At 74.3% G+C, this 13,182-nt stretch carries 9 protein-coding genes and 2 tRNA genes; 10 read left to right on the forward strand and 1 reads right to left on the reverse strand.

What is annotated here, in order from left to right; all coding sequences use genetic code 11:
• Position 1 precedes the first annotated feature (1 nt).
• The 10 genes from AB0I72_RS10230 (at position 2) to AB0I72_RS10275 (ending at position 12,070) form a co-directional block, all read left to right on the forward strand.
• A complete protein-coding gene (locus AB0I72_RS10230) occupies positions 2-1,378 on the forward strand; it encodes a TIGR02678 family protein (protein ID WP_358565225.1) in 1,377 nt (458 codons plus the stop codon).
• Positions 1,332-5,987, forward strand: a complete 4,656-nt coding sequence (locus AB0I72_RS10235; RefSeq protein ID WP_358565228.1) for an SbcC/MukB-like Walker B domain-containing protein — start codon at positions 1,332-1,334, stop codon at positions 5,985-5,987. Before AB0I72_RS10230 ends, AB0I72_RS10235 begins: the two co-directional genes overlap by 47 nt.
• An 81-nt stretch (positions 5,988-6,068) precedes the next feature.
• Positions 6,069-8,174 (forward strand): AAA family ATPase, encoded by a 2,106-nt coding sequence (locus AB0I72_RS10240; protein WP_358565231.1) that lies wholly within the window; start codon positions 6,069-6,071, stop codon positions 8,172-8,174.
• Positions 8,175-8,436: 262 nt separating this feature from the next.
• Positions 8,437-8,512 (forward strand) — tRNA-Thr (locus AB0I72_RS10245).
• 98 nt (positions 8,513-8,610) lie between these two features.
• Positions 8,611-8,686, forward strand: a tRNA-Met gene (locus AB0I72_RS10250).
• A 99-nt stretch (positions 8,687-8,785) separates the two neighbouring features.
• The gene (gene rpmG, locus AB0I72_RS10255) at positions 8,786-8,950 is read left to right on the forward strand and encodes a 50S ribosomal protein L33 (protein ID WP_013156089.1); all 165 of its coding nucleotides are present in this window, start codon (positions 8,786-8,788) and stop codon (positions 8,948-8,950) included.
• A gap of 147 nt (positions 8,951-9,097) precedes the next feature.
• Positions 9,098-9,538: a MaoC family dehydratase N-terminal domain-containing protein gene (locus AB0I72_RS10260; protein ID WP_358565234.1), complete on the forward strand. Its 441-nt coding sequence runs from the start codon at positions 9,098-9,100 to the stop codon at positions 9,536-9,538.
• 34 nt (positions 9,539-9,572) lie between these two features.
• Positions 9,573-9,995, forward strand: coding sequence for a MaoC family dehydratase (locus AB0I72_RS10265; protein ID WP_358565237.1), 423 nt, complete (start codon positions 9,573-9,575; stop codon positions 9,993-9,995).
• Positions 9,996-10,059: 64 nt separating this feature from the next.
• The gene (locus AB0I72_RS10270) at positions 10,060-11,142 is read left to right on the forward strand and encodes a UDP-N-acetylmuramate dehydrogenase (protein ID WP_358565240.1); all 1,083 of its coding nucleotides are present in this window, start codon (positions 10,060-10,062) and stop codon (positions 11,140-11,142) included.
• Positions 11,143-11,476: 334 nt separating this feature from the next.
• Entirely contained in the window at positions 11,477-12,070 is a 594-nt protein-coding gene (locus AB0I72_RS10275; protein ID WP_358565242.1) for a TMEM165/GDT1 family protein, read from the forward strand.
• Between the two features lie 24 nt (positions 12,071-12,094).
• On the opposite strand, the gene AB0I72_RS10280 is transcribed toward AB0I72_RS10275, so the two are convergent.
• A complete protein-coding gene (locus tag AB0I72_RS10280; protein ID WP_358565245.1) occupies positions 12,095-13,144 on the reverse strand; it encodes an adenosine deaminase in 1,050 nt (349 codons plus the stop codon).
• Between the last annotated feature and the right edge of the window lie 38 nt (positions 13,145-13,182).

A 13,182-nucleotide genomic window follows, 5' to 3' on the forward strand; every position in this document is an offset into this window, starting at 1 on the left:
GATGGAGACGGACACCCACAGCGAGGACGCCGCCCTCCTCGGCGAGCGCCAGGCGGCCGCACGCGCCCTCATGGCGCACCCGCTGATCAGCGCGCGCACCCACCCGGCCGAGTTCGCGCTCGTGAGCTCCCACGCCGAATGGCTCGTGCAACGCTTCCAACGCGTGCTCGGCTACCGGCTGACCGTCGCCGACGACCACGCCCGGCTCGCCAAGCGCGGCCTCGTCGCGGAGGTCACCCGTCCCCAGACCCGGCACACCGGCGCCCGCTTCACCCCGCGCGTCCACACCTACCTCGCGCTGTCCCTGGCCGTCCTGCTGGAGGAGACCGAGACCGTCCCGGTCCGGACCCTGGCCGCCCGCGTCCGCTCCGCCGCGCGCGAGGCCGGCGTCGACGCCGACCCCGCCCTCGGGCTCGGCGAACGCCGCGCGTTCTGCGCCGCCCTGACCCGCCTGGTCGACCTCGGCGCGCTCACCGAGGTGTCCGGAACCCTCGCCGACCACCGCGACGACGCCACCGCCGACCCGAGCCTGCGCCCCGAACCCCAGGTCCTCCGCTCCGTCGCCCCCCACCCGCCCCGCGCGGGCGACACCCCCGACACCTTCCTCGGCGAGGCCGCCGACCCCGACCCCTCCGGCGACCACGCGGGCGAGATCGCCCTGCGCCGCCTGCTCGCCGAGACCGCCGTCGTCTACCGCGAGGACCTCCCCGACCGCCAGCGCGACCGCCTCGCCGCCCACCAGTGGCGCGCGGCCGCCGCGCTCGGCAACCTCCTCGGCGCCGACACCGAGGTCCGCGCCGAGGGCGTGGCGCTCGTGTTCCCCGACGAGACCGCCCCGCGCCCCGCCTTCCCCTCCGACGACCCCGTCGGCCAGGTCGCCCTGACCCTGGTCCGACACCTCTCCGGCCGCCTGCACCCCGGTCGCCCCGCCACCTCCGTCCTCGTCCCCGACGCCGAACTGGACGGCGCGCTCGACGTCCTGTGCGCACACGGGACCCCCGAACGGGCCGAGTGGGCCCGCACGGCCGGTCCCGAGGTCCCCGACCCGGACCGGCTCCGCGCACGGGTGCTCGCCCTGTTGGCCGACCTCGGTCTCCTCCGCGGCGGACCCGGACACCGGCGGCTCACCGCCGCGGCCGCCCGCTACGGAGCCGACACGGACGAGCGTGTCCCCCCGATCCAGGACAATGACGACAACAGCCGGACACACCCCGACGAAACGAGCGGCGCCGACCACGGTGCGCCCGGGGCCCCCGCCGACCCCCACGGTGATCTGAGCCGCGTGGCGTCCGTGCTGCTCGCGGTGGCGAACGAGAAGGTGAGCGCGACCAGTGGTGACCCAGGAGACGAGCCCGACCCCCGTTACGGGTCCGACTGACCCGTCCGGCGCCCCCCGCTACCGCCTCGAACGGGCGGGCATCCGCAACGTCTGGCAGTACGACGACCAGGTCCTCGACTTCGCCGAGGGGCGCCTACTGCTGCGCGGCCGCAACGGCGCGGGCAAGTCCAAGGCCCTGGAGATGCTGCTGCCTTTCCTCCTGGACGGCGACATCCGCCGACTGGACACCACCGGCACCAACCGCACCAGCCTGCGCTGGCTGATGTCCGAGGGGCCCCGACCGGACCGGACCCCCGACCCCGAGGAGACCGGCCCCGACCTGCTGGGCGGCGCGGACCGGACCGGCGAGGCCGACCCGGCCGACGCCCCCGCCGAGGACACCGGCCCCGCCACCCGCCTGGGGTACCTGTGGGTCGAGTTCACCACCGAACGCGGCGACCGCGGTCTGGACGCCGCGACCCGCGGCGGCACGGCCTCCTCCCTGCTCGCCGCCGCCCTCCCGGCCGACGACACCGACCCCGCCCCCGGGCCGGACGCCCCGCCCCGCCACCTCACCCTCGGGGCCGCCGTCCTGGCCGTCGGCGACGCCGACCCGCGCTGCGTGTTCTTCGTCACCGACCGCCGCGTCGGCCACGACCTGGAACTGGTCACCGACGGCCGCCCCAAGCCCGTCGACCGCCTGCGCTCCGAACTCGGCGCCGACCACTGCTTCACCAGCCCGGTCGCCTACCGCGCCCACGTCATGAACGCCCTCTTCGGCATCGACGACTCGGTCCGCTACCGCAACCTCGTCCACCTGCTCTACCGGCTGCGCAGGCCGACCATCGGCGACCGCCTCGAAGCCGGGGAACTCGTCAGCGTGCTGTCCGAGGCCCTCCCGCCCATGGACGACTCCGTCCTCGACGAGGTCGCCCGCAACATCGCCGACCTCGAACAGGCCCGCGCGGAGAAGGACGCCCGCGGCCGGGCGGGCGCGGGGGTCGCCGACTTCCTCGCCGACTACCGCGGCTACCTGGTCCACGCCCTGCGCGCCCGCGCCGCCGCCGTCCGCGAGCAGCTCGACGCCTGCGCGTCCCGCACCGCCGAGGCCGACCGCCTCCGCGCCGAACTCGACGAACTGGTCACCGCCGAGGGCCGCGTGTCCGAGGAGCGCGACCAGGCCCGCCGCACCCGCGACACCGCCGACGCCGACGACGGCACCCTCGCCGCCGCCCAGAACGGCGCCGCGACCGCCACCGAGAACGAGCGCCGCGCCTACGACGCCGCCGTCGGCGCCTACATCCGCGCCGCCGAGGCCGCCTGGGTCGCCGCCGAGCACGCCGAACGCACCGAGGACCACGCCGTCGAACGCCTCGCCGAGGACACCGGCGCCATCGAACGCGCCCTCGACGTCCTCCGCCAGACCCACGCCGAGGCCACCCGTGCCGCCGTCGCCGCCGGGATCGACCCCGCCGCCCTCGGCGCCGTCCCCGACACCTCCCCCCGCGTCCACGCCCCCCGCGAGAGCGCCACCCGCGTCGACCTCCAGGGCCTCGAACAGGCCGTCGAACGCCCGCCCGTGGAGGGCATCGACCTCGACGCCCTGCGCGAACGCCTCGGCCGCCTCCACGACCGGCTCACCTCCGCCGCCGACCTCGCCGACCTCCGCTCCGACGCGGCCACCCACCTCACCGGGCTCACCAGCGACGAGGCCGCCACCGACCGCCGCCTGGTCGCCCTGACCAGCGAGGCCGAGAGCGCCGAGGCCCACCTCGAACACGCCCACGCCCGCGAGCGCGCCGCCATCGACGGCCTGCGCGAGGAGAGCGCCGCCTACGCCGAGGGCGTCCGGGCCTGGACCGCCCGGCTGCGCGACTCCAGCCACGCCCACGCCCTGGGCGACGCCATCCACGAACTGGAGGGCAGCGTCGAGCTGCCGATCAGCGAGGACCTGCGCGTCCTGCCCCCCGACGTGCCCGCCACCGTCGGCCGCCTGGCCCACGCCGCCGTCGATCCCCTCCTGGAGGAACTGCGCGCCCGCCGCGACGTGGCCGTCGGCGAGGAGGGCCAGCTCTCCGACGAGCTTCACGAACTCGCCGACCAGCGTGCCCGGGGCGCCGACCACGCCCCCGAACGCCCGGCCTGGGCCACCCACCCGCGCCCCGAGGGGGAGGGCGTCCCCTTCCACCTCGCCGTCGACTTCGCCGAGGCGCTCACCCACGACGAACGCGCCGGACTGGAGGCCGCCCTGGAGGCCAGCGGCCTGCTCGCCGGGTGGCTCCGCGCGGACGGCGCCCTCCACGACCCCGCCACGCGCGACCTCGTGCTCAGCCCCGCGCGCCCCGCCAAGGACCGCACGCTCCTCGACGTGCTCGTCCCGGTCGCCTCCCCCGACACCGGCGTCAGCCACGACGCCGTGCGCACCCTGCTCTCCTCCATCGCGCTGCACCGCGAGGGCCGGGGCCTCACCGAGGACTCCGAACCCAAACACCGCCGCGACACCGCCGTCGCGACCGTCAGCTCGGTGTCCCTCGACGGCGGCTGGCGGCTCGGTGTCGTGTCCGGACACCACCGCAAGGGCGAGCCCGAGTTCATCGGCGAGGCGGCGCGCAAACGGGCCCGCGACCGCCTGCTGGCCAACACCGACCGGCGCAGGACCATGGCCGAGGCCCTCCTCTCCGAGGCCGGGGAACGCCGGTGGGCGGTCGAGAACTCCTACGCGGAACTCCTGGAGGTCTCCCGCGAGCTCCCCGACCCCGCGCCCCTCGTCCGCGCCTGGGCCACCCTGGACGTCGCCCGCGCCGACGTCGCCACCGCCCGCCGCACGCACGACGTCGCCCAGGCGGCCGCCGAGGAGGCCCGGGCCGAACTCCTCGACATCCGCGCGCGTCTCCGGGACGCCGCCGCCCCGGGCCCCGCCGTGAACCCGCCCCGGCCAGGGGGCGCCTCGCCGGGGGCGGGGCACGCTCAGGGGACGCCCTGGGCGCGGCACCCCCTGCCGACCGTCCGCGCCGAGCTCGACAGCACCCTGCGCGCCCTGGACCACCTGCGCGTCCTGGTCGCCGCCGCCCTGCGCGACCTCGACGTCCTCGCCTGGGACCTGGCCGACCACGAACGCCACGTCCTCGCCTGGGACCGCGCCCGGGCCGACCGGATCCTGGCCGAGGACGCGCGCGCCGCCGCCATCGACGACATGATCACCGTCCGCCGCCAGATCGAGCTGGGCGACCGGGCCCGCGGCGTGCCCGGGGGGCAGCTCGACGCCGCCCGTGAGCAGGTCCAAGCCCGTGCGCAGGAGGCCGCCCGCCGTCTTCCCGAACTCGAACGCGCCGCCCAGCGCGCCCGCGACGAGCGCGTCAGCGCCGAGGCCCGCCTCGCCGCCGCCACCCGGCAACGCGCCGAACAGGTCCGCCTGGCCCTCGCCGGCGGCGCGGCCCTGGTGTCGGCCGTCACCACCGGCTCCGGAGCCTCCGGAGACGCCCCCGACGCGGTCCTCCTCGCCGCCGCCGGCCTCGACGCCTGCGCCGCCGCCGACGCGCCGCTGGCCCGCTACCTCGCGGCGAGCGCCCAGGGCGAGGGCGGCGACGCCCCCGACGCGGACCAGGACACCCCGACCTCCCCACCGGGCCCCGACACGCGCCTCGCCCTGCTGGAGGAGTTCGTTGGACAACTGGAGGAGGGCCTCGCCGAGCACGACGGCGTCCCCGAGGTCGACGACAGCGCGATCCTCGGCAGCCGCGAGGAGCTGCGCGGCCTGCTGGCCTCGGTCGGCTGGTCCCAGACCCGCACCGAACTCAGCGAACCGCGCGGCCTCAAGCGCCTGACCGTCCACGACGAGGACGGCGCCCACGACGTCACCGCCTACGCCGAGCGCGTCACGGCCGCCGCCGCCCGCGCCGAGGAGACCGTCGCCATCGCCGAGGAGGAGGCCTTCGAACGCCACCTGCTCGGGGAGCTCGCCGCCCACCTGGCCCGCCAGATCGACGAGGCGCGCGGACTCATCGCCACCATGAACGGCGTCCTCAAGGACGTGACGACCTCCGCCGGGCTTGGGGTCCGCCTGGACTGGGACCTGGCCCCCGACGCCGGAGCCGACATCGAGGCCGTCGTCCCGCTCCTGGCCACGCCCGCGGAGAAGCGCACCCGGGTCCAGGCCACCCGGCTGCGCGACGCCCTGCGCCGCTGCATCGAGGCGATCCGCCGACTCGACCCCACCGCGACCGGCGGCGCGCAGCTCCGCGCGGCGCTCGACTACCGTTCCTGGTTCGCCTTCACCGTCTACGTCACCGACGGCAGCGGCCACGAGCGCAGGCTCGGCCACCGCACGGCGCTCAGCCAGGGGGAGCAGCGGGTCGTGGCCTACCTGGTCCTGTTCGCCGCCGCGGCGGCCCAGTTCGACGCCCTCGCCGCGCACGCCCCGTGGGCGCCGAGGCTCATCCTGCTCGACGACGCCTTCGCCAAGGTCGACGAGCCCACGCACGGACGCCTGCTCGGTCTGCTGGTCGAACTCGACCTCGACTTCGTGCTGACCTCCGAACGGGTGTGGGGCTGCTTCGCCAGCGTGCCGAGCCTCAACATCTACGAGTGCCTGCGCGACCCCAACGTCCCGGGGATCGCCACACTGCACTTCACCTGGGACGGGAGCAGGCGCAGGCTGGTCGGGGTCTAGCGGCCGGAGATCGGGGGGAAGTTAGCGTCGTACTTTCCTCTCTGTCCTAGTCTGCTGGTGCAGGTTCGACGACGGAGCGGGGTGGCGCAGGTGACTCGGGGACCCGAGGCGTTCGACGACGGAGGGCGGCACGGGGCCCCACCACCCGCCGAGGACCCCGTCACGGAGGGGCTCCTGGATGAACTGGCGCGGTCGGGGCTGCCCGCCGAGGTCCGCGCCTGGGTCACCGCCGCCCTGTGGGGCGACGAGGCCCTGACGGCCCTGCTCAACGGGGAGCGCATCCCCGACGCCGCCCAGGGCGCCCCGCCCGCCGACGACCGGCCCGCGGGTCCGGTCCGCCGTGCCTACCTCACCGGCATCCGCGTCCAGGGCTTCCGCGGCATCGGCCGACCCGCCGAGCTCACCTTCCCGCCCGGCCCCGGCCTCACGGTCATCGTGGGCCGCAACGGCTCGGGCAAGTCCAGCTTCGCCGAGGCCGCCGAGGCGGCCCTGACCGGCCGCAACCCCCGCTGGGACGCCATGCCCACCGGGTGGCGCGACGGCTGGCGCAACCTCCACTACGACGAGCGCACCGAGGCCACCGTCGACCTGCACATCGCGGGCGACGCGAGTCCGATCCGGGTCAACCGGCGCTGGACGGGCGAGAGCGTGCGTTCGGCGCGCGGCGAGGTCGTCCACCCCGACGGCACGACCTCCGCCCTGCGCACCCTCTCCTGGGGCGAGCCCCTCGTCCGCTACCGGCCGTTCCTGTCCTACGACGAACTCGGCCGCACCGTCACCGGCCGCGCCGCCGAGCTCTACGACACCCTCACCGCCCTCCTGGGCCTCACCGGCCTCGCCGAGGCCGAACGGCGGCTCGCCCGGACGTGCGACGCCCTCGTCAAGCGCCGCGACCGCCCCTCGCGTGAACTCCGGTTCCTCCTGGAGGCCCTCCAGGGCTCCGGCGACCCCCGGGCGGCCCGCGCCCACCAGCTCCTGAGCTCGTCCCACCTGGACCTGGACGCGCTGCGCGCGGTCGCCGCGGACGACGGCCCCAGCGACCCCGCCCTGCACGTGGTCCTGCGCCGTCTGCGCCGCCTCGCCGTCCCCGAGCGCGTCGTCATCGGCGACGTCGTCAACGAGCTGCGCGGCGCCGCCATGGAGCTGGCCATGGCCGCGGGCACCAAGGGCGACCACGCGCACGGCGTCGTCCGCCTCCTCGAACAGGCCCTGGAACACCACCAGCGCCATCCCACGGAGACCACCTGCCCCACCTGTTCCGCGCCGGGGGCCCTGGGCGCCGACTGGGTGCGCCGGGCCAACGCCCAGCTCCGGACGCTGCGCTCCCAGGCCGCGACCGCCTCGGCCGCCTATGAACGCGTCGACGCCGCCCGCGACCAGGCGCGCTTCCTGCTCGCCCCGGCGCCCTCGTGGCTGCCGCCGGAGAGCGAGCTGGGACAGGTGTGGGCCCTGTGGGAGTCCGGCGCGGACATCACCGACCTCGGAGAGCTGGCCGAGCACATCGAGACGGTCGGGCGCAAGCTCCGCGCCGCCGCCGTCAGCGCGCGCCGGGACGCCACCGAACGCCTGGAGGACCCCACCGGAGGGTGGGCGGTCCTGGCCGAACAGCTCTCCGGCTGGCTGGACGACGCCCAGGACGCCATCGCGGCCCGGGACACCCTGGCCCCCGCCGAGGCGGCGCTGCACTGGCTCTCCGAACGGGCCCGGGAGCTGCGGTCGCGGCAGCTGGGGCCGGTGGCGAGCCAGGCCGAGCAGGTGTGGTTCCGGTTGCGGCAGGAGCGCCGCATCGACCTCCAGGGCATGCGCCTCATCGGCCGGGGCGCCCGTCGCCGGGTCGAGGTGGACGTGGCCGTGGACGGCGTGGCGGACCAGACCAGCGCTCCCGGCCTGCTCAGCCAGGGCGAGTTCCAGGCGCTGGCGCTGTCCATCTGCCTGCCGCGCGCCCTGGTGGACGGCAACCCGTTCGGCTTCCTCGTGCTGGACGACCCGGTCCAGGCGATGGACACCGAGACCGTCGAGGGCCTGGCCTCCGTCCTGTCGGAGGTGGGCCGCCACCGGCAGCTCATCGTGTTCACGCACGACACGCGGCTGTCCGACGCCCTGCGCAGGCTCGGTCTGCCGGCCGTCATCCGCACGATCAACCGCGACGCCATGTCCAACGTGTGGGTGACCGAGGGGGACGGATGAGGCCAGGGGGGCGCCTCCGGGGGGCGGCGTGGATCACAAGGGGCGCGTTTCCCGGGCCCGTCCGCAGTCGTCGCGGAGTCCGCGAGACCCGCGCTGTCCTGGGCGTTCCCGCCCCGCTCGCCGCCGCTGCGGGGCCCTTCGCGGGGCCGAACCGGGGGCGGGCGGTATCCGATTTGGCAGACCACCCCCGAAGACCTGTATAGTCATGACCAGCGCAAGGGGGCAACACCCCCGGGGCGGACGGAAGAAAGCCCCACAGCGCGCCCCTTTAGCTCAGTCGGCAGAGCGTCTCCATGGTAAGGAGAAGGTCTACGGTTCGATTCCGTAAAGGGGCTCCACCACTTGAAGCGGTCCGGTCCACTCAGGTGGGTGGCCGGTGGAGTGACTACCGGCCTGGAACCGGGAACGGTCGTCGACGGCCGTCCCCGCCGATCGGGGCGGAGTAGCTCAGTCGGTAGAGCAAGCGGCTCATAATCGCTGTGTCGTCGGTTCAAGTCCGGCCTCCGCTACCAACCCGCTGACCCCTGAGGCCCTAACTCAGGGGTCGTCGCGGGCCCTTTGCAGTGTTCACTGCATGCCAGTACCGTCTCCAGCGAGAAAGGCACTCCGAAGTGGCTGCCACAGACGTGAGGCCGAAGATCACCCTGGCCTGCCAGGAGTGCAATCACCGGAACTACATCACGCGCAAGAACCGTCGGAACACCCCCGACCGTCTCGCGATCAAGAAGTTCTGCCCGAACTGCCGCAAGCACAACGAGCACCGCGAGACTCGCTGAGTCCCGCCGCGTGCCGTCGCCCACCCACGGGGGCGTGTGAGCGGTGGCTCCGTTCGACTTAGACTTCCAGCCCGGCGAGCGAACCGCTCGCCGGGCTGTTCGCGTGTCCGGAACCGCACCGGGCCGGAGGACCAGGAGAGGGAGACCGTGGCGATCAACGCCGAGTACGTCGGCCGGGAGTACCCGGCGCCGGAACCCTACGAGGTGACCCGCGGCAAGATCCGCGAGTTCGCCGAGGCGATCAACGACCCCAACCCGGTCTACGTCGACCCCGAGGCGGCCAAGGCCGCCGGGTACCCCGACGTGATCGCACCGCCCACCTTCCCCGTCATCCTGGGCATGGCCGGGTCCGCGATCGCCGTCGCCGACCCCGATCTGGGGGTGGACTTCTCGCGCGTCGTGCACGGCGACCAGAGCTTCCACTACAGCCGCCCCCTGCGCGCCGGCGACGTCCTGACCGCCGTCACCCGGATCACCGACGTCAAGACCCTCGGCGGCAACGGCATGCTCACCCTGGAGACCGTGGCCGAGGCCGACGGCGAACACGTCGTCACGGCGGGCATGATGCTCGTCGTCCGCGGCGAGTGACCCTTCCGACCAGCACAACGTGAGGAACGCGAACGTGAGCCTGCGCCACGCCGACGTCGAGGTCGGCGCCGAACTCCCCGAGCAGACCTTCCGCGTCCGCCGCCTGGACCTGGTCCGCTACGCGGGCGCCTCGGGCGACTTCAACCCCATCCACTGGAACGAGCGCTTCGCCAAGTCCGTCGGCCTGCCCGACGTGATCGCCCACGGCATGTTCACCATGGCCGAGGCGGCCCGCGTGCTCACCGACTGGACCGGGGACCCCGGCTGCGTCGTCGACTACTCCGTGCGCTTCTCCGCGCCCGTGGTGGTCCCCGACGACGAGGAGGGCGCCGAGATCACCGTCGGCGGGAAGGTCAGGGCCAAGAACGACGACGGCACCGTCAACGTGCTCCTGACCGCGCGTTCCGGCGGCGCCAAGGTCCTGGCCAAGTCCACCGCCGTCGTCCGCCTGGCCTGACCGCCGGGCCCGCGCCGGTCCCCGCGACCGCGCCGCGGCAGCAGTACCCAGTGAGGGAGAACCCGTGTCCACACTCTCCGGAGCCCCGCTCTCCGACCACACCACGCTCGGCCTGGGCGGCCCGGCCAAGACGTTCCTCGTCGCCAGCACCACCGAGACGCTGGTGGACGCGGTCACCACGGCCGACCGGGACGGCGAACCGCTCCTGATCCTGGGCGGCGGGAGCAACCTGGTCGTCGCCGACGACGGCTTCGCGGGAACCGTGGTGCACGTCGACACGCGCGGCGTCACCCTCACCGAGGCGGGTCGCGACCCGGAGACCGGGGAGACCCTCGTCCTCCTGCGCGCCGAGGCCGGCGTCGAGTGGGACCCGCTGGTGGAGCGCACGGTCGCCGAGGGGCTCAGCGGCGTCGAGTTCCTCTCGGGGATCCCCGGCCGGGTGGGCTCCACCCCCATCCAGAACGTCGGCGCCTACGGGCAGGACGTCAGCCAGACCGTGGTCGAGGTCCGCGTGCACGACCGGCACACCGGCGAGCGCCGGACCATGACCAACGCCGAGTGCGGATTCACCTACCGCGACAGCGTGTTCAAGGGCGACGACCGGTACGTGGTGTGCGAGGTCGTCTTCGAGCTGCGCCGCTCCGAGCTGAGCCGCCCGATCCGCTACGCGGAGGTGGCCAGGGCCCTGGGCGTCGAGGCGGGCGAGCGGGTGCCGCTGGAGAAGGCCCGGGAGACCGTCCTGGAGCTGCGCGCGGGCAAGGGCATGGTGCTGGACCCCGACGACCCCGACACGCGCAGCGCCGGATCGTTCTTCACCAACCCCGTGGTGACCGCGGAGGAGTTCACGGCCGTTCGCGAGCGCGTCGCGGCACGCCTGGGGAAGGACGTCGAGGTGCCCGGCCACCCGGACGGGGACGGCAACGTCAAGCTCTCCGCCGCCTGGCTGATCGACCGGGCCGGGTTCACCAAGGGCTACGGGGCCGGTCCCGCCCGGATCTCCGGCAAGCACACGCTGGCGTTGACCAACCCGGGCGGCGCGACCACGCGCGACCTGCTCGACCTGGCCCGCGAGGTGCGCTCCGGGGTCGAGGCCGCGTTCGGCGTGCGCCTGGTCAACGAGCCCGTCATGGTCGGCGTGACTCTGTAAGGGAAGCCCCAGTCTTTCGACGGCCGTGCCCAATTCTTGAGTTGGGCGCGGCCAACTTGTTTTTTCAGGGGTCCTGATAAACAAATTCGCCGAACAGATGAATTGCTATTTCCCTTTGTTTTGCTAAAGTCGTGGGTGTCGAAGGGGAGTAGTCCCCAATGCGTGCGATCGACACACTGGCCGCCCGGCGGCCCGGTCGCGCGAGCCCGTCACGACAGGTGCCGAACAGGCGCCGCACAGGGCGGACGAGACCTTTGACCCGGTAGGAGACAGCCGGGTTGAAGGGGCGTCCGCACCCTCCTTCTGCCCGAAACCCGCGGTCGGAGGAGGACGAGTGACGGCATTTCTCACGGGCTTGGCGGTCAGCACCGTCGCCATTCTCGTCGCCGAGATGGGGGACAAGACCCAATTGGTGGCGATGTCCCTGGCGACCCGCTACCGCGCCCTCACGGTCATCCTCGGGATCACCGCGGCCACGGCCATCGTGCACGCGGGCAGCGTCCTGCTCGCCGAGGTCCTGGGCGCCAGCGTCCCCACCGACTGGCTGACCTTCATCGCGGGTCTCGCCTTCGTCCTCTTCGGGTTCTGGACCCTGCGCGGGGACGAGATGACGGCCAGGGACGAGGAACGCGCCGCGTCCCGGCGCATCCGCTCCGGTCTGCTCACCGTCTTCGTGGTCTTCCTCACCGCCGAACTGGGGGACAAGACCATGCTCGCCACCATCACCGTGGGCACCCAGTACCACTGGCTGGCCGTGTGGATCGGTTCCACCGTCGGCATGGTCGCGGCCGACGCCGTCGCCATCGTGCTCGGCGCCGTCCTCGGCAAGAAGCTCCCCGAACGGGCCGTGCGCGTGGGCGCCGCGGTCCTGTTCTTCGTCGCGGGCGCGGTCATGACCGGCCAGGGCGCCTGGCTGCTCCTGGGCTGAGCCGCCCCACGCCGGACGCCGTCCTCAGGAGCCGCCGCCCTCCGGCGGCGTCGCCAACCAGGCGTCGATCCCCGACAGCAGCTCCTTGCGCACCGCCTCCGGGGCTCCCGAACCGCGCACCGACATCCGCGCCAGCTCGGCCAGCTCCGGGTCCGAGAACCCGAACACCTCCCGCGCGATCCGGTACTGCTCGACCAGGCGGGGACCGAACAGCAGCGGGTCGTCGGTGCCGAGCGCGATCTGCACCCCCGAGTCGAAGAGCCTGCGCAGCGGCAGGTGCTCCAGCTGTTCGAACACCCCCAGCCCGACGTTCGAGGTCGGGCAGATCTCCAGCGTCACGCCCTGGGTGGCGATCCGCTCCACCAGGTGCGGGTCCTCCACCGCGCGCACGCCGTGGCCCACCCGGTCGGCGTCGAGGTCGTCCAGGCACTCCCGGACACTGCGGGGTCCCAGGAGTTCGCCGCCGTGCGGCGCCGACAGCAGTCCCGCGCGCCGGGCGATCCGGAAGGCCGCCTCGAACTCGCGTGCCCGACCCCGCCGCTCGTCGTTGTTCAGGCCGAAGGAGACCACACCCCGGCCCGCGTACTGCCGCGCCAGCCGTGCCAGGGCCCTGGCGTCCATCGGGTGTCGCGTCCGGTTGGCGGCCACCATCAGGCCGATCGGGACCCCGGTCTCCCGCTCGGCGGCGCGGGCGGCGTCCAGGATCAGCTCCAGGGTGGCGGTCAGACCGTCGAACAGGGCCGCGTACCCGCTCGGGTCCACCTGGATCTCCAGCCAGCCCGACCCCGCCGCGCGCTCGTCCTCGGCGGCCTCGCGCAGCAGCCGGTACACGTCCTCGGGTCTGCGCAACACCGAGCGGGCGATGTCGTAGAGGCGCTGGAACCGGAACCAGCCGCGTTCGTCCGTGGCGCGGAGGCGGGGCGGCCACTCCTGGACCAGGGCCTGGGGGAGGTGGATGCCGTGGTCCTCGGCGAGTTCCACGAGGGTCGAGTGGCGCATCGAGCCGGTGAAGTGCAGGTGCAGGTGCGCCTTGGGCAGCCGGTCCAACCGGCGGGCGCTGGTCGGTGTCTCCATGACCCAAGCCTGCCGCACGCCGCGCACGCGTGGTACCG

The organism is Nocardiopsis sp. NPDC049922 (genome assembly GCF_040660275.1).
In the GTDB taxonomy this organism is placed as follows: Bacteria; Actinomycetota; Actinomycetes; order Streptosporangiales; family Streptosporangiaceae; genus Nocardiopsis.

Bases quoted from the DNA above. Each gene is read 5' to 3' on its own strand.
- AB0I72_RS10230 (WP_358565225.1), top strand. From the start codon at position 2: ATGGAGACGGACACCCACAGCGAGGACGCCGCCCTCCTCGGCGAGCGC.
- AB0I72_RS10280 (WP_358565245.1), bottom strand. From the start codon at position 13,144: ATGGAGACACCGACCAGCGCCCGCCGGTTGGACCGGCTGCCCAAGGCG.